At 68.5% G+C, this 16,612-nt stretch carries 19 protein-coding genes and 1 pseudogene (1 of these 20 running past the window's edge); 15 read left to right on the top strand and 5 right to left on the bottom strand.

Features of this window, described 5'->3' with window-relative positions:
* Positions 1–40: 40 nt before the first annotated feature.
* The 13 genes and pseudogenes from lgt to GDIA_RS05375 all read left to right on the top strand — a co-directional run bounded on the left by lgt (position 41) and on the right by GDIA_RS05375 (position 11,144).
* Positions 41–883: a prolipoprotein diacylglyceryl transferase gene (gene lgt / locus GDIA_RS05435; RefSeq protein WP_012553581.1), complete on the top strand. Its 843-nt coding sequence runs from the start codon at positions 41–43 to the stop codon at positions 881–883.
* 32 nt (positions 884–915) lie between these two features.
* Positions 916–1,899: a class I SAM-dependent methyltransferase gene (locus GDIA_RS05430; RefSeq protein ID WP_186440559.1), complete on the top strand. Its 984-nt coding sequence runs from the start codon at positions 916–918 to the stop codon at positions 1,897–1,899.
* A 74-nt stretch (positions 1,900–1,973) separates the two neighbouring features.
* Positions 1,974–2,732, top strand: a complete 759-nt coding sequence (gene pgeF, locus GDIA_RS05425) for a peptidoglycan editing factor PgeF (protein ID WP_390614190.1) — start codon at positions 1,974–1,976, stop codon at positions 2,730–2,732.
* Complete coding sequence (locus GDIA_RS05420; protein WP_012223783.1) at positions 2,729–3,685, top strand: hypothetical protein; 957 nt, start codon at positions 2,729–2,731, stop codon at positions 3,683–3,685. Before pgeF ends, GDIA_RS05420 begins: the two co-directional genes overlap by 4 nt.
* A 127-nt stretch (positions 3,686–3,812) precedes the next feature.
* On the top strand, positions 3,813–4,793 hold the full coding sequence (locus GDIA_RS05415; RefSeq protein ID WP_012223784.1) for a ribose-phosphate pyrophosphokinase: 981 nt from the start codon (positions 3,813–3,815) through the stop codon (positions 4,791–4,793).
* Positions 4,794–4,876: 83 nt separating this feature from the next.
* Complete coding sequence (locus GDIA_RS05410; protein WP_012223785.1) at positions 4,877–5,476, top strand: histidine phosphatase family protein; 600 nt, start codon at positions 4,877–4,879, stop codon at positions 5,474–5,476.
* Between the two features lie 132 nt (positions 5,477–5,608).
* Entirely contained in the window at positions 5,609–6,229 is a 621-nt protein-coding gene (locus tag GDIA_RS05405; RefSeq protein ID WP_012223786.1) for a 50S ribosomal protein L25/general stress protein Ctc, read from the top strand.
* A gap of 15 nt (positions 6,230–6,244) precedes the next feature.
* Entirely contained in the window at positions 6,245–6,823 is a 579-nt protein-coding gene (gene pth / locus GDIA_RS05400; protein WP_012553578.1) for an aminoacyl-tRNA hydrolase, read from the top strand.
* Complete coding sequence (gene ychF / locus GDIA_RS05395; RefSeq protein WP_012223788.1) at positions 6,823–7,917, top strand: redox-regulated ATPase YchF; 1,095 nt, start codon at positions 6,823–6,825, stop codon at positions 7,915–7,917. Before pth ends, ychF begins: the two co-directional genes overlap by 1 nt.
* 298 nt (positions 7,918–8,215) lie before the next feature.
* Positions 8,216–9,445, top strand: coding sequence for a glutamate-5-semialdehyde dehydrogenase (locus GDIA_RS05390; RefSeq protein ID WP_390614191.1), 1,230 nt, complete (start codon positions 8,216–8,218; stop codon positions 9,443–9,445).
* A 2-nt stretch (positions 9,446–9,447) separates the two neighbouring features.
* Positions 9,448–10,038: pseudogene (locus GDIA_RS05385) on the top strand (nicotinate-nucleotide adenylyltransferase); the annotation flags it as partial.
* Between the two features lie 165 nt (positions 10,039–10,203).
* Positions 10,204–10,650: a ribosome silencing factor gene (gene rsfS / locus GDIA_RS05380; RefSeq protein WP_012223803.1), complete on the top strand. Its 447-nt coding sequence runs from the start codon at positions 10,204–10,206 to the stop codon at positions 10,648–10,650.
* 35 nt (positions 10,651–10,685) lie between these two features.
* Positions 10,686–11,144: a 23S rRNA (pseudouridine(1915)-N(3))-methyltransferase RlmH gene (locus GDIA_RS05375; protein WP_012553575.1), complete on the top strand. Its 459-nt coding sequence runs from the start codon at positions 10,686–10,688 to the stop codon at positions 11,142–11,144.
* Positions 11,145–11,208: 64 nt separating this feature from the next.
* Here the strand turns inward: GDIA_RS05375 and GDIA_RS05370 are convergent, their stop codons facing one another.
* From GDIA_RS05370 to GDIA_RS05355, 4 genes are all read right to left on the bottom strand, one after another.
* On the bottom strand, positions 11,209–11,925 hold the full coding sequence (locus tag GDIA_RS05370; protein WP_012223805.1) for a CHAP domain-containing protein: 717 nt from the start codon (positions 11,923–11,925) through the stop codon (positions 11,209–11,211).
* 319 nt (positions 11,926–12,244) lie between these two features.
* On the bottom strand, positions 12,245–12,595 hold the full coding sequence (locus GDIA_RS05365) for a RidA family protein (protein WP_012223807.1): 351 nt from the start codon (positions 12,593–12,595) through the stop codon (positions 12,245–12,247).
* A gap of 70 nt (positions 12,596–12,665) precedes the next feature.
* Positions 12,666–13,322, bottom strand: a complete 657-nt coding sequence (locus GDIA_RS05360) for a nucleotidyltransferase family protein (RefSeq protein WP_012553574.1) — start codon at positions 13,320–13,322, stop codon at positions 12,666–12,668.
* Positions 13,319–14,392, bottom strand: coding sequence for an XdhC family protein (locus tag GDIA_RS05355; RefSeq protein WP_012223808.1), 1,074 nt, complete (start codon positions 14,390–14,392; stop codon positions 13,319–13,321). The genes GDIA_RS05360 and GDIA_RS05355 overlap by 4 nt, the downstream gene beginning before the upstream one ends.
* A 145-nt stretch (positions 14,393–14,537) precedes the next feature.
* On the opposite strand from GDIA_RS05355, the gene GDIA_RS05350 reads away from it, so the two are divergent.
* Both GDIA_RS05350 and GDIA_RS05345 read left to right on the top strand, forming a co-directional pair.
* Positions 14,538–15,218, top strand: a complete 681-nt coding sequence (locus tag GDIA_RS05350; RefSeq protein WP_012553572.1) for an MBL fold metallo-hydrolase — start codon at positions 14,538–14,540, stop codon at positions 15,216–15,218.
* A 35-nt stretch (positions 15,219–15,253) separates the two neighbouring features.
* On the top strand, positions 15,254–15,769 hold the full coding sequence (locus GDIA_RS05345) for a DUF192 domain-containing protein (protein ID WP_012553571.1): 516 nt from the start codon (positions 15,254–15,256) through the stop codon (positions 15,767–15,769).
* Between the two features lie 4 nt (positions 15,770–15,773).
* On the opposite strand, the gene GDIA_RS05340 is transcribed toward GDIA_RS05345, so the two are convergent.
* Positions 15,774–16,612: the 3' portion of a patatin-like phospholipase family protein gene (locus GDIA_RS05340; protein WP_012223811.1), read on the bottom strand. Its footprint extends 298 nt past the window's final position; the window shows 839 of its 1,137 coding nt (coding positions 299–1,137); its start codon lies off the right edge, out of view; it ends in the stop codon at positions 15,774–15,776.

Raw genomic sequence — 16,612 nt, 5'->3', positions numbered from 1 at the left:
ATGCCGCCCCGGTCATGTCATTGAAGCAGAAAGACGCCGCATGCTGCCTGTCCTGATTTTTCCGCAATTCGATCCGGTCATGGTGCATGTCGGCCCGCTGGTGATCCGCTGGTACGCCATGGCCTATATTACGGCGCTGCTGGTGGGCTGGCGGCTGGTGCGCCATCTGGTCAGGCTGGCGCCCCGCGCCGCGACGGACGTGCAGGTCGATGATTTCCTGACCTGGGCGACGCTGGGCGTCGTGCTGGGCGGGCGGCTGGGCTATATCCTGTTCTACCAGCCCGCGGTCTATCTGGCGCACCCGCTGGCGGCGCTTCAGGTCTGGCATGGCGGCATGTCGTTCCATGGGGGCGCCCTGGGCGTGATCGTGGCGCTGGCCCTGTTTACCTGGCGCAACGGGCTCAGTTTCCTGGGCTTTTCCGACCGGGTGACGGTGGTGGTGCCGATGGGGCTGGGGCTGGGGCGAATCGCCAATTTCATCAATGGCGAATTGTGGGGGCGCCCGGCACCGGCCAGCCTGCCCTGGGCGATGGTCTTCCCCCAGGCCGGACCGGAACCCCGCCATCCGTCGGAATTGTACGAGGCGCTGCTGGAGGGCCTGGTACTGTTCTCCGTCATGTGGATCGTGGCGCGGCGCCCCGCGATCCGCGAGCGGCCGGGATTCCTGGCCGGCCTGTTCCTGTTCGGCTATGCCGTGGCGCGCAGCATCTGCGAATGCTTCCGGGAACCGGACGCCTTCATCGGCTTCCTGCCGTTCGGGACCACGATGGGGCAGATCCTGTGCATTCCCATGGCGATCGCCGGCGCCGGGCTGATGGCGCAGGCCATGATGCGGCCCGCCCGCCCGGTGCTGATGCCCGCCCTGCCGGCGGACAGCCCGTGACCGCCGCCGCGCCGGAACGGCTGGACCGCTTCATGGCGCGGGCCAATGCGGCCTATTACGCGGGGCGCGACCCGTTTGCCGATTTTATCACGGCGCCCGAAATTTCGCAGATGTTCGGCGAAATCCTTGGCGCCTGGGTCGCCGTGACCTGGCAGGGCATGGGCCGTCCCGTCCCCTTCGCCCTGGTCGAGGCCGGGCCGGGCCGCGGCACGCTGATGGCCGACATGATGCGGCTGCTGGCGCGGGTGGCCCCCGACTGCCATGACGCGGCGCGGGTGCATCTGGTCGAACTCTCGCCACGCCTGCGCGACGTGCAGCAGGCGGCGCTGGCGGGTCGGACGGCGCATCCGGTGACGTGGCACGACCGGATCGAGGACGTGCCCGAAGGGGCCGTGATCCTGCTGGCCAACGAATTTCTCGACGCCCTGGCCATCCGCCAGTTCGTGCGGACGGCGGATGGCTGGGCGGAACGCTTCGTGCAGGGACCGGCCTTCGTCACGCAGCCGGCGTCCGACCTGCCGCCGGGCCCGTTCGACCGGCCCGTGCCCTGTGGCGAGATCCTGGAATGTTGCCCGGACGCGCTGGCGGTGGCGCGGCATGTGGCCGCCCGGCTGTGCCGGGCGCCGGGCACGGCGCTGTTCGTCGATTACGGCTATGACGGCGCCGTGTGGGGTGACACGCTGCAGGCCCTGCGCGACGGCCAGCCGGCCTGGCCGCTGGCCGACCCCGGACTGGCGGACCTGACGGCCCATGTCGATTTCGCGGCTTTCGCCGCCGCCGTGCGGGACGGCGGCGCGGTCTGCCACGGCAGCGTGACGCAGGGCGCACTGCTGGGCGCGCTGGGCCTGTTCGCCCGGGCCGAGCAACTGGCCCGCAACCGCGCGCCGGGGGAAGCCTACGCCATTCGCGACGCGGCGCAGCGGCTGGCGGCGCCGGACCGGATGGGACGCCTGTTCAAGGCGCTGGCCATCACCTCGCCCGGCCTGCCGGTACCGCCCGGCTTCGCGCTACCATAAGGGAGGGACCGATGAACCATGAGGGGACGCCGGACGATGGAACGATCCCGCCGGATGCGATCCTGCGCCACGACATGCTCAGGCATGTCCGGCATGGGTTCTTCACCCGTGCGGGCGGGGTATCGCAGGGACCGTATGCCAGCCTGAACTGTTCGACGCGCTCGGGTGACGATCCGGCGGCCTTGGCGGAAAATCGGCGCCGGGTCGCGCACGCCATGGGGGTGGCGCCGGATGGCCTGCTGGGCGTCACCCAGGTGCATGGTGACGCGGTCGCGACGGTGACGGTGCCATGGGCGGTGGGCGAGCGGCCCCGCGCCGACGCCATGGTGACGGACCGGCCGGGCCTGGCGCTGGGGGTGATCACCGCCGATTGCGGGCCGGTCCTGTTTGCCGCGGCCGATGGCGGGGTGGTGGGGGCGGCCCATGCCGGCTGGCGCGGCGCCGTGGGCGGCATCCTGGAGGCGACGCTGGCGGCCATGGCGGCCCTGGGGGCGGCCCCCGCCCTGGTGCGGGCCGTGGTCGGCCCCTGCATCGGCCAGGCGAGCTACGAGGTCGGGGCCGACATGCGCGCGCAGGTGCTGGCGGCCGATGCCGGTGCCGCGCCCTTCTTCGCCCCGGGCCGCCGTCCGGGCCATGACCAGTTCGATCTGGCGGGCTATTGCGTGGCGCGGCTGCGGCGGGCGGGAATCGGCCAGGTGACGGCGCTGGGCGTGGATACGCTGGACGACGCGGCGCGATTCTTCAGCCATCGGCGCCGCACCCTGGCAGGGGGTGGGCCGATCGGGCACCAGATTTCGGTCATCGGCCGGGCTGGTGCTACAAGCAGCCCATGATTCGCGTCTTCCTTGTCCGCCGCGCGGCCGGCCTGATCGGCGCCGCCGGCCTGCTTGCCCTGTCCGGGTGCCTGGACGTACCGCATCCGTTCCGCGATCCGGGGCGGCTCGGCCGGTCGCTGGCCGCCAATGCGCCGCCCGCGCGCCTGGCGGTGCCGACGCCGCCGGCCGCCCTGCTGGGCGACGCGGCGGCACGGGAATGGAGCCACGACGTCGCCGCCGCCCTGCTGGACCAGTCGGTGCCGGCGATGGCGCAGCCGATCCGCGCCGGGGACTGGTGGCTGCGGCTGGGGGCGGTCACGCGCGGCGGGCAGGTCATTCCGACCTACAGCGTCATGACGCCCTCCGGCGCGGTGCGCAGCACGGACGAGGGCGCGGGCGTTTCCGCCGCCGCCTGGGCGGCCGGCGATCCGGCAACGCTGCGGCTGGCGGCCCGGCAGGCCGCGCCGGGCATCGCCGCGTCGCTGACCGGAATCCAGGCCGACCAGATGGATCACGATCCGCGCAGCCTGAAGCACCGCGCGGCGCGGATCTGGTTTGCCGGCGTGCGCGGCGCGCCGGGCGACGGCGACGTGGCGCTGGCCCGCGCCTTCGCCGCGGCCCTGCGCGATGCGTCGGACGCGGTCCAGAACACGTCCCATGACGCGGATTTCACCGTGTCCTGCGTGGTGACCGTCAGCGACGGGCCGGCCGGCACCACCGGCCATCCGCAACAGCACCTGCAACTGGTGTGGCGGGTGGTGGATTCGGCGGGCAAGGAGGCCGGCGCGGCGACGCAACTGCACGATATCGACGCCCACACGCTGGACGGGCATTGGGGCGACGTGGCGGTGGCCGCGGCGCAGGAGGCGGCGGGTGGCGTCCGCCAGGTCGTGTCGCGCTATTCCGGCCGCGACAACGTGCCGCTTCCCCCGCCCGGCGGGGCGCCTGTTGTGGCGAATTCGCAACGTTGAAGGGGTTGATGACGTTGGCGGTATAGCCGGCATGCGCGACCGTTGCGGGAGACGGATGACACGGCCCGGCGCGATTGCTAGAACCCGCGCGCCAGCATACGAGACCGCCGCCCAGGAGCGTCGCCATATGAAGATCGTCGCCTGTAACAGCAACCTGCCTCTTGCCGAAAAGGTTGCGTCCGAGCTGCGGATGCCCCTGTGCAACGTATCGGTCCGGCGCTTCGCGGACATGGAGGTCTTCGTCGAGATCCACGAGAACGTCCGGGGCGAGGACGTGTTCGTGATCCAGAGCACCTGCGCGCCGACCAACGACAACCTGATGGAACTGCTGATCATGCTGGACGCGTTGCGTCGCGGGTCGGCACGGCGCGTCACGGCGGTGATGCCCTATTTCGGCTACGCGCGGCAGGATCGCAAATCCGGCCCCCGCACCCCCATCAGCGCCAAGCTGGTGGCCAACCTGCTGGTCGAAGCCGGCGCGAACCGGGTGCTGACGATGGACCTGCACGCGATGCAGATCCAGGGCTTCTTCGACATCCCGGTCGACAACCTGTATGCGGCGCCCCTGTTCACCCGCGACATCAAGGGGCGTATCGATCACGGAACGCTGCCCTATCTCGCGCCGCCGATGTCCATTCCCGGCGGGTTCCAGAACCTGATGATCGTCTCGCCCGACGTCGGCGGCGTGGTGCGCGCCCGGCAACTGGCGCAGCGCCTGAACGTGGACCTGGCGATCATCGACAAGCGACGCGAGCGCGCGGGCGTGTCCGAGGTCATGAACGTCATCGGCGACGTGCGTGGCCGCTACTGCATCATGATCGACGATATCGTCGATAGCGGCGGGTCGCTGTGCAACGCCGCCGCAGCCCTGGTCAAGGAAGGGGCGGTGGCGGTCGAGGCCTATGTGACCCACGGCGTCCTGACCGGCGGCGCGGTGCAGCGCATCGCGCAGTCGCCCATCGGCATGCTGACTCTGACCGACAGCATCGCCGCGACCGAGGCGGTGGCGCAGGCCACGAACATCCGCCAGATCAGCACCGCCAACCTGCTCTCGCGCGCCATGCGCGCCGTGTCGGACGAAAGCTCGGTCTCCTCCCTCTTCGATTAGGCCGTTCGGTCCCGCCAGCCTCCGATTGACCTGGTGCGGAGATGCACCTATCGGGGAAAGCGAATCGAGAGGAGCCGTCCGACATGACCAAGCTGATCGCCCGCCCGTACTGGTATCTGCGTCATGGTGAGACGGACTGGAACGCCGAGGGCCTGTCGCAGGGCCGGTCGGACATTCCGCTGAACGCGCGCGGCATCGCCCAGGCCGAGGCAGCGGGCGCGCTGCTGTCACAGGACGAGGGACGCTACGTTCCGGTGGCCCGTATCGTGTCCTCGCCGCTGGTCCGCGCCCTGCGCACGGCGCAGATCGTGTCCGCCGCCATGGCCGGCCCCGGCGGCACGCCGCTGCCGATCGCGACCGATGACGGATTGCAGGAAGTCTGTTTCGGCGAGCAGGAAGGCCAGCCGATGGGCAATTGGTACGATGCCTGGATTGCCGGCGAGTACACGCCGAAGGGGGCCGAGCCCTTCGTCGAACTGCGTGCCCGTGCCGTCGCGGCCGTCAACCGGGCCCTGGACGGCGAGGGCACGGTTCTGATCGTCTGCCACGGCGCGATGTTCCGCGCCCTGCGGTCGGCCATGGACCTGCCGCCCAATGTCCGCCTGCCCAATGCCGAACCGCTGTGGGTGACGCCTCCCTCGGGCGCCGACGCGGCTGCGTGGAGCCTCGCCACCCTCGATTGAGTGGGACGGGACGGGCGATCCGCACCTGAAGAATTTTCGGCGAAAATTTGCGTCGGCGGGGGTTTTCCGTTAAACGCGCGCCACGCGCAGGCACCCCTGGAGGCCTGCGCGATTGGTTTTCAGGAGCATACAGTGACCCAATTCACGAAACTCGAGGCTTCATCGCGCGCGAAGGCTGGTAAGGGGGCAGCGCGTGCGACGAGGCGTGACGGCCAGGTCCCGGCCGTCATCTATGGCGCGAAGCAGGAACCGACCCTGGTCGCGCTCGACCCCCGCCTGGTGGTGCGCGAGATGCAGCGCGGCGGCTGGCGTTCGCGCGTGTACGACGTCACCGTCGATGGTGCGTCCTCCCCCGCCCTGATGCGCGAGATCCAGCTGCATCCGGTCAGCGACAAGCCGATCCATGTCGATTTCCAGCGCCTGGCCGCCGGCGAGCGCGTGCATGTCGAAGTGCGGATCGTCTTCACCGGTGAAGACAAGTCCCCCGGCATCAAGCGTGGCGGCGTGCTGAACATCGTCCGTCACACGGTGGAAGTCAGCGCCGATCCGGCGAACATCCCCGAATCGTTCACCGTCGACCTGTCGCAGCTCGACATCCACGACAACGTGCGCTGGGACGACCTGCAGGGCACGGGCAGCGTGACGCCGACGCTGCAGATCCCGAACTTCGTGATCGCGACCGTCGCCGCGCCCAGCGCGGACGAAACGCCCGAGCCCGCCGCTGCCCCCGCCGCGGCTCCCGCGAAGAAGTAAGTCCGGGGAGACGGCATGCTGCTCTGGACCGGGCTCGGAAATCCTGAGCCGGGGATGAGCCGGCACCGGCATAATGTCGGTTTCATGGCCGTCGACCGGATCGCGACCCGCCATGGCTTTGCGCCATGGCGGAAACGCTTCCGGGGCGAGGTGGCGGAGGGCCGGGTGGGCACGCACAAGGTGCTGCTGCTCAAACCCCTGACCTATATGAACCTTTCCGGTGAGAGCGTTCAGCAGGCCGCCGCCTTCTATAAAATTCCCGTGGAGTCCATCACCGCGTTTCATGACGAACTGGACCTGGCGCCGGGCCGGGTGCGGGTGAAGCGGGGCGGCGGGGCCGCTGGCCATAACGGCCTGCGCTCGATGGACAAGATGCTGGGCAGCCAGGATTACTGGCGTGTCCGCATCGGCATCGGCCATCCCGGCGTGCGCGAGCGCGTGACGGGCCATGTGCTGGGCGATTTCGCGAAAAGCGACCAGGACTGGCTGGAGCGCATGCTCGACGCCATGTCCGACACGGCGCCGGTCCTGGCGGACGGGCAGCCCGAACTGTTCATGACGAAGATGGCCTTGCTGGCCGGGGAGAAGGGCTGATGGGGTTCAATTGCGGCATCGTGGGCCTGCCGAATGTCGGCAAGTCCACTCTGTTCAACGCCCTGACCGAAACCGCGTCGGCCCAGGCCGCGAACTATCCGTTCTGCACGATCGAACCGAATGTCGGCCGCGTGGCGGTGCCCGACCCGCGACTGCAGGCCCTGGCCGCCATCGGCAAGTCGCAGAAGATCCTGCCGACCAGCCTGGAATTCGTCGATATCGCGGGCCTGGTGCGCGGCGCCTCGCGCGGCGAGGGACTGGGCAACCAGTTCCTGGCGAATATCCGCGAGGTCGATGCGATCATCCACGTCCTGCGCTGTTTCGAGGATGACGACATCACCCATGTCGAAGGCGGGATCGATCCGATCCGCGACGCCGAGATCATCGAGACCGAACTGATGCTGGCGGACCTGGATTCGCTGGAAAAGCGCATCGTCGCCCTGCAGAAGAAGGCCAAGGGCAACGACCGCGACGCCGCCGCCCAGGTCGCGCTGATGGAACCGCTGATCGCGGTCCTGCGCGAGGGCCGGCCCGCCCGCCAGGCCATTCCCGCCGGGCAGGAAGAGGCCGTGCGCCGCCTGCAGCTGATGACCAGCAAGCCGGTCCTGTATGTCTGCAATGTCGAGGAAGCCTCGGCCGCCACCGGCAATGAATGGTCCGAACGCGTCCGGGCCCGGGCCGAGGCCGAGGGCGCGGTCGCCGTCGTGGTCTCCGCCGCGATCGAGGCCGAGGTCAGCCAGCTCGGCCCCGAGGACCGCAAGGAATTCCTCGACGGGCTGGGCCTGTCCGACAGCGGCCTGGACCGGGTGATCGCCGCGGGCTACCGCCTGCTGGGCCTGCGGACCTATTTCACCGTGGGGCCCAAGGAAACCCGTGCCTGGACGATCACCGCCGGCACCCGCGCGCCCCAGGCCGCCGCCGTGATCCATAATGATTTCGAACGCGGCTTCATCGCCTGCGAAACCGTCGCCTATGACGACTACATTCGCTACCAGGGCGAAGCGGGCGCCAAGGAAGCCGGCAAGCTGCGGATCGAAGGCCGCGACTATGTCGTGCAGGATGGCGACGTCCTCCTCTTCCGCTTCAACGTCTGAAAAAGGGGCTGGAGACGCGCCCTGTCGGCGATCCGACGCGCGTTTCCTGCGCTCCGGTGCTCACGGCCATCAAGGCCGCTCTGCTCCGGCGCTCGGAAACACACGACGGCCGTGCCGCTTCGCGGCTCTCTCGCTCAACAGGCCACGTCTCCAGCCCATTTTTGTGGTTTTGGGGTGACTTGCATCCTGTTCCGACAGAACCGACAATAATCCGGCAGCGCATCCGCGCAGGGGCAGGGAGTCGATCATGAATGCAGTCACGCCGGTCGTGGACCAGACGGACCAATGGGTTCCGGCCATGCCGCGCCTGGCCGCCCAGGCTCGTGCCGCTGCCCGTGCCCTGGCGCGCAGTTCCACCGCCACGCGCGACGCGGCGCTGCGTCATGCCGCACAGGCGCTGCGCGACCGGCAGGGCGAGATCCTGGCCGCGAATGCGCGCGACCTTGACGCCTCGACCGCCACCGCGTCCTTCCGCGACCGCCTGACCCTGACCCCCGCGCGGGTCGAGGCAATGGCCAGGGGGCTGGAGGACATCGCGGCGCTGCCCGATCCGGTCGGGCGTGTGCTGGCGGATTGGACCCGGCCCAACGGATTGCGGATTCGCCGGGTCGCCACTCCCGTCGGCGTCATCGGCATGATTTACGAAAGCCGGCCGAATGTCGGCGCGGACGCGGCCGGCCTGTGCATCAAGTCGGGCAACGCGGTGATCCTGCGCGGCGGGTCGGAAAGCCTGCACAGCGCGCGCGCCATCCATGGGGCCATGGCGGCCGGCCTGCGCGCCGCCGGTCTGCCGGAGGACGCGGTGCAGATCGCCCCCGATTCCGACCGCCGCCATGTCGCGGACATGCTGACTGCATCGGGCCTGATCGACCTGATCATCCCGCGCGGGGGCAAGTCGCTGGTCGAACGGGTCCAGCGCGAGGCCCGGGTGCCGGTCCTGTCCCATGCCGAAGGGCTGTGCCACACCTATGTCCACGCAGCGGCCGACCCGGCCATGGCCCGGGGCCTGGTCGTCAACGCCAAGATGCGCCGCACCGGCATCTGCGGCGCGACCGAGACCCTGCTGATCGACGCGGCCGTGGCGCCTACCCTGCTGCCTGCGATCGTGGCCGACCTGGCCGCGCGCGGCTGTACCTTCCACGCCGATGCCCGCGCCCGCGCCATCCTGCCCGACCTGCCCCCGGCGACCGAGGCCGATTTCGCGACCGAATGGCTGGATGCGGTATTGTCGATCGCCGTGGTGGACGGCGTCGAGGACGCCCTGGCTCATATTGCCCGCTATGGCAGCGCGCATACCGAGGCGATCGTGACCGAGGATGCGGAGGCCGCGGCACAGTTCCTGAACGGCACCGACAGCGCGGTGGTGATGTGGAACGCCTCGACCCAGTTCTGTGACGGGGGCGAATTCGGGTTCGGGGCCGAGATCGGCATCGCCACCGGTCGTTTCCACGCCCGTGGGCCGGTGGGGCTGGAGCAGTTGACGACCTTCCGGTACGAGGTCGTCGGGACGGGCCAGCAACGGCCCTGAGCATGTCGTCCATTCCGGCCTGGGGGGACGGGCGGCGAACCCGGATCGGCCTGCTGGGCGGATCGTTCAATCCGGTCCATGACGGCCACCTGCAACTCGCGCGGCGGGCGCTCCGGCAGTTGCGGCTGGATCAGGTCTGGCTGATGGTCTCGCCGGGCAATCCGCTGAAGCCCGTCCAGGGCATGGCGCCGTTCGATGTCCGGCTGGCCAGCGTGGCGGCCCGGGTCGACGGGCGGCGCCTCGTCGCCACCGATATCGAGCGACGGCTGGGCACCCGCTATACGGTCGATACGCTGGGCCTGCTGCGACTGCGTTTTCCCCATGCCGCCTTCGTGTGGCTGATGGGGGCGGACGGCCTGGCGGACCTGGCGCGCTGGCGGGACTGGCGGCGCATCGTTTCGCTGGTACCGTTCGCGGTCCTGCCGCGGCCGACCTACAATCCGGGGGCCTTGCGGGGCGAGGCGGCGGTGGCGCTGGCGCGCTGGCGGCGCCCGGCGCGCCAGGCCCCGATCCTGGCCGATTGCGCGCCCTGTGCTTGGGCCTTTCTTCCGGCCCCCCAGATCGGTATATCAGCAACGGAATTGCGTGCCTCGGCGTTGGAGGCAGCGATCGCGCCACCCGACGCACAAGCACACCACGCATCAGGAGTTACAGTCATCGCCAGGAAGCCTCCGGCCGATACGGGGACCACTCGTCGCACGGCAACTAAGAAGACACCCGGTACGTCCGGCAGAACGACCACCGGCAGCGTCAGCACGGTGGCCGGAACGACAAAGGCGCCCGGCACCCCGCGCAAGAAGGCCGCTGTCGCCGGTCCCGGCAAGGCAGTAAACCGCGAACCGGCGGAAATCAGCCTGCTGGAAAAATATCTGGCCATCATCACCGAGAGTATCGCCGACGATAAGGGCGAGGATATCGTGGTGCTGGACCTGACCGGCCGCGCCGCCTTTGCCGACCGGATGGTGGTCGCGACCGGCCTGGCCGATCGCCAGATCTCGGCGATGGCGACCCATATCGAGCGCAAGCTGGGGGAAGCCGGGCTGAAGCGCGTGCTGATCGAAGGCGCGAACGGCTCGGACTGGGTGCTGATCGACGCCGGCGACATCGTCATCCACCTGTTCAAGCCCGAGGCCCGGGCCCTGTATGGGTTGGAGCGGATGTGGGGCGCCGATCTGGATGTTCCGCCGGCCGAGGCTGAAGTCTGAGGATTGCTTTTTTTTCCTGAAAAAGAGCGAAGACGATGCGGCTGATCGCCGTCGGCCGCATGAAGGACCGGGTGGAGCGCGATCTGTTCCAGCGCTACGCCGAACGGCTGAGCCCGCGCCTGGATCTGGTCGAGGTGGCCGAGGGCAGGGGCGCACCCGCCGAGATCAAGCGGCGGGAAGGGCAGGCCCTGCTGTCGGCCCTGCCCGACCGGGCCTTCGCCGTGGCGTTGGACGAGGGCGGCCGTGCCCACGATAGCCTGGCCTTCGCGCGGGTCCTGGAACGCTGGCTGGGCCTGTCCCGCCCGGTCTGCTTCCTGGTCGGCGGTGCCGAGGGATTGGATGGCCCCGTCCTGGCGCGCGCCGACGACACCCTGTCGCTGGGCCCGATGACCTGGCCGCACATGCTGATCCGGGGATTATTGGCTGAACAGCTCTACCGGGCGCGTGCGATAGCCTCGGGGCATCCCTATCATCGCGCGGGACGGCCGGCCTAAAGGCGTCACCCGTGATCCACCAAAGGCCTGTCCCTTTGGAAAACCGGTTTTTATCAAACGGATTCTAGCGGATCGAACGGTCGGGGGCGTCGTCGCGGAACGCGTGGCCGTAGGTCACTACCGGCAGGCTGTCCGGCGCTTCGGCCACTTCGGTCGAACGCATCGGATGGCTCAGCGCGCTGTCGGTGGCGCGGACCGCCGAGCGGCCGGCGCTGGCCATCATGACGCGTCCGCTGGTGTCCGAACGCGGATAGATGAAGCCATAGGTGGGATAGATACTGCCGTAGGTGCCCTGGTGGGCCAGCGCCACGCGCACGGCGCTCCAGTCATTGTTGGGCGACACGTCGATGACCGACACGTTGCGGCTGATGCCGCGCTGTGCCCAGTGCGACTGGTCGATGGTGACGGTGCGGCTGTCGATGACGTTGGTGACGACCGCGACATGGCCCAGTGGCATGCGGCGGGTGGCGCGGAAGTTCAGGACGCTGCCCGCCTCGGGGGCCGATCCGCGGGCATAGACGCCAGCGGCATTGTACCACCAGTTGACGGCATTGCCGTGCAGCACGACATCGGAAGCAGTCTTCGCGAAGGCCACGCACTGGATGACATGGCCCGCCTCGTGACGGCGATAGGCGGCATGCTGGACATGATGGCCATGCTGCACCGGCTGGGCGACGTGATGCGCCGGGCGCCGCGCATCGGCTGCGTGGGGAAGGATCAGACCGAGGGACGCGGCCGCCATGGAAAAGAGGAACGAACGTCCCAAACCGCCTGCCCGCATCCTCGAAGACCCCACCTGCCGTGTTGCTGCGCAAACAGGGTTAGCAAGGGGGTTGCAACCCTGACAAGACGCCGCCGCAATTCTTCGCGGCACTTATAAAAAATTCGCCAAAACACCCTGATCTGGCGTCAGATTTAGGAATATATTCCTTTCGCGATCGTGCAGGTCGCGGTTTTCCAATGAAAAATACAGGTTCCCTGAAAAGGGCCGGATCAGGGGGGCGAACCGGCTGCGTTCGAATCGGAATCGGGATCCGTTGCCAAAATGCGACAGGTATGTGTTGTCGCCGGACCCCGCTCCAGGCTGTGACGTGTGCGTCCTACTTCGTGCAGATGACCATGATTTCGACCAGCATCGCCGGATTGGCCATGACCGCCTGCACGCAGGCGCGCGCCGGTGCGCCGTCCTTCGGCAGCCACGCGGACCACACGGCGTTCAGGTCGTCGCGGTCGGCAATGTCCTTCAGCCAGATCTGGGCCTGCAGCAGGCGGGTCTTGTCGGTGCCGTGCAGTTCCAGCGCCTCGTCGATCTGCTCCAGAATGTCGCGGGTCTGGGTGGTCGCGTCGCCCGTCAGGTCGCGCGCGACGAAACCCTGAGTAAACAGGAAGCCGTGATATTCCACGACCTTCGACAGGATCGCGTTCGGTTCCGTGCGGATGATCTTGCTCATGGGGCCAGTCCTTCGTCATGGCGGCCGACGGGGCCGCGCCCGCTCTTGTCCGACACCCGGGCAGGGCCGGTCAACTGGGACCAGTCAAACCGGGACCGGCCGGGCGCGTGGCGGCAAACTGGTCCAGCCGGTCCGGCGTATCGAAATCCTCATGGATCGTGGCGCCGGCCTGGACCGTCGCCACACGCTCCCCCAGGGCACGCATCAGCGCTCCGCCGCCGCGATCGCCCTTCAGCGCCATCAGGGCGGGAATCATCGTCCGATCCCACAGGACGGGGTGGCCCTGTCGTCCATCATGGACCGGGACGGTAACGGGAGCGGGGCTTTGCCGGTGTCGGGCCAGCAGGCGCGTGATCACATCGGGTCCGATCCAGGGCATGTCTCCCAGGCAGACCAGGATTCCCGATGGGTGGCGGGCTTCCGCCATCCTCAATCCGGCGCGCAGGCTGGCGGACAGGCCATCCGCATGATCGGCGGCCATGGTGACGGCCACCTCGCGGGCATAGGGCGCATGGGTATCGATGGCGGCGCGGAGGTCGTTCGCGCGATGGCCCAGCACGACAATGACGGTATCTACCGCGCTGGCACAGACCGCCTGCAGCGTGCGTGCGATCATCGGTTGCCCCATCTGGTCGGGGGCCAGCAATTTATGGCGGTCCCCCGATCGCGATGACCGGCCCGCAGCCAGGACCAGCGCCACGATTCCGGTAGCCACCCCGGTGCTCATCCCCAGCCGGAATCGCGCGCCAGCGGCGCGTCACGCCGGACAGCCACGATTTCCGCCAGGATCGACAATGCGATTTCGGGAGCGCCGACCGCGCCGATGGCCAGTCCGATCGGTCCGTGGATGCGGGCGGTCCGGTCGGTGTCGAATCCTTCGGCCCGCAGCCGCGCCATGCGCGAGGCCTGGGTCTTTCGTGACCCCAACGCGCCGATATAGAAGGCCGGGCTGTTCAGCGCGGCGTGCAGGGTCGGATCGTCCAGCTTGGGGTCATGGGTCAGGGTGACGATCGCGGTATGATCGTCGATGTTCACATTCTCCAGCGCCTCGTCGGGCCAGTCGGTCATCAGGACAATGCCGGGAAAGCGCTCGGGGGTGGCCAGTTGCGTGCGCGGGTCGATGACCGTCGTTGCGAAACCGGTCGCCATCGCCAGCGGCGCCAGGACCTGCGCGATATGCACGGCGCCGACGATCAGCAGCCGATGGGGCGGTGTCAGCAAATGCAGGAACCAGGTCGCGCCGTCCGCATCCTCGACGCGCTGGCTGCGTCCGTCGCGAAACGCCTGCTCCAGCGCCGGGCGCAGGGCGTCGGGCGGCGGGTCATTGATCGGGGTTTCCAGGCCCTGCTCCGTTCGCGTGACCAGTACATGATGCCGGTCGGACAGGCGCGTCGCCAGCAGGACCGGCTGCCGGGCCCGGCGCAGGGCGATCGCCTGTTGGGCCATGGCCAGTGTCAGCGTTCCCGCCGGTCCGACCGATTCCACCAGGATGTCCAGTTCACCCCCGCAGGCCAGGCCCACCGACCATGCCTGTTCCGACGTGATGCCGTAGGACAGGATTTCGGAGGTGTTTTCACGCATGATCGTCGCGGCGCTGTCGACGACCGACGCCTCGACACATCCTCCGCTGACCGATCCCTCGATCCGGCCCGTGTCGCTGACCGCCATCATGCTGCCGGACGGACGCGGAGAACTGCCCCAGGTTGCGATGACGGTGGCCAGGGCGGCGGGCTGCCCAGCCTCGGCCCAGGCAATGGCCAGTTCCAGCGGGTCGCGGGAAAGAGGGTGCGGTGTCATGCCGATCACTCTATCAGCGTGGATATAGTCAGGCCAGCTTGCCCGGCGCGCCGTCGGCTCGTACAGATCGCGATGGATGGGCATGCGGTCCATGCCCCAATCATGTCCTGACCGGTCGCATGCGATCGGGGTGAGGAGTCGCCTAATGTCATTGTCTCGTGATCCGGATCTGGACGGCCTGGAACTCGTGGTCGTGCCGGTCACCGCGTTCGGACAGAATTGTTCGATTCTGTGGGACCCGGGCAGCCGCCACGCGGTGGTGGTCGATCCGGGCGGCGACGTCCCCCGCCTGCTGCATGAACTGGCATCGCGCGACCTGACGGTGGATGCGATCCTGCTGACCCACGGCCATCTGGACCACGCGGGCGGGGCAGACGCGTTGCGGGCCGAACTGTCGGGGCGGCAGGGCGCGGCGGTGCCGGTCATCGGCCCCGATGCGCGCGATGCGTTCCTGTTGTCCGATATCGCCGCCCAGGCGGCGCGCTATGGGCTGGAAGGGATGCGGGACGTAACGGTCGATCGCTTCGTCACGGATAACGAGATCCTGCCCTTGCTCGGTCGCTCGTTCGAAGTGCGGCACGTGCCCGGCCATACGCCGGGGCATGTCGTGTTCTACGACCCGCGCGCCCGCTTCGCCTGCGTCGGCGACACCTTGTTCCGCGGATCGGTCGGCCGCACCGATTTTCCCTACGGGGACGGGCCGCAGCTGATCAAGGCCATCACCGATCGTCTCCTGCCGCTGGGCGACGACGTGTCGATCCTGCCCGGGCATGGCGGCCTGACCACGATCGGTGCCGAACGGCACGGCAACCCGTTCCTGATCTGATGGACCACTGCGAAGCAACAGGAGAGCACGAGACTATGTGGGATATGCGCAAGATCACTGCCGCATGCGGCCTGGGCATTCTGCTGGCCACCGCCTGCGTCGCCGGACCGGCCTGCGCCCAGGATGCGGATGACACGCCCACCCAGGCGCAGCCCGAGTTGCCGCGCCAGCCCCTGACGATCACCGGCCATGACGGCGTGAAGCATGTCTTTTCCGTGGAACTGGCCACCACCCCCCGCCAGCAGCGGGTGGGCGAGATGTTCCGTACTTCGATCCCTGCCGATCGCGGCATGATCTTCGTCTGGCCCTATCCGCAGCAGAGCGACATGTGGATGGAAAACACGCTGGTGCCGCTGGACATCGTCTTCATCGGCGAGGACGGCCGGATTTCCTCGATCACCGAAAATGCCGTGCCGCAGAGCCTGGCGCGCATCAGCAGCCACGGCCCGGCACGCGCCACCCTGGAACTGCAGGGCGGGCTGACCGCGAAGCTCGGCATCGTCGTCGGAGACAAGGTGGAAAGCAAGGCCCTGACAGCGTCGGCCGGCTGATCGTTCAGCGGTCCGGACGGTGCGCGTCGTGGACGATCACCCCCGCATCGTCCGGCGCGGGGCGTAGCCAGTCGGGGTGGGACAGGGTCATGCGGGTGTCGCGTGCGCCCGCGTCCCAGTGCTCCTCCATCGACGCCGCGGAAAATTCGAAATCCCGCGTCTGCCCCTCATACGCTTCTTCCTGGTAGATCAGTTGCAGGATGGTGATGGCCGGCAGGGCCGATAATTGCCGGCGCAGCGCCCGGTCCTCGTCCGTCCGGTCGGCTTCGGGAATACGGTCCAGCAGGGCGCGGATCTGCAGGTTCTGCCGATGCAGCGCGCGATAATGATCCGTGATCAGGCGCGTGCGGGACGAATACTGGATATCCTTGGTGCGGGCCTGCACATCGAACATGTCCCGCGGCACGGGTCCCCGGGCTGAAAACAGGTCGACCTGGAAGACCAGCATGCTGTCCCGTTCCACATGGTCCAGCAGGTGCTGCAGCGGCGTGTTCGACACCATGCCGCCATCCCAGTAATAATCCTGGCCGATCCGCACCATCGGCATCGCCGGCGGCAAGGCCGCGCTGGCCATCACATGGTCGATCGTCAGCCGCGTGCACACCGTGTCGAAATAGATGAAATTGCCGCTGCCGACATTGACCGCGCCGCAGGCCAGACGAACGCCCGAATCGTTCAGTCTTTCGAAATCGACCAGGGATTCCAGCGTGTCGCGCAGCGGCGTGCTGTCATAATAACTGGTGGCGGCATGGCTGTCCCGCCCGGCCAGCCACGGATTGGCCAGCCGAGGACGGAAGAAACCCGGTTGTCCGAAGGTGCTGGTCATGAAGGACGACCACGCAT

Origin of the sequence: Gluconacetobacter diazotrophicus PA1 5 (genome assembly GCF_000021325.1) — a bacterium.
Taxonomy (GTDB): Bacteria; Pseudomonadota; Alphaproteobacteria; order Acetobacterales; family Acetobacteraceae; genus Gluconacetobacter; species Gluconacetobacter diazotrophicus.
The sequence above is the reverse complement of the archived record's forward strand: the minus strand, read 5'-3'. Positions and strand labels throughout refer to the sequence as shown.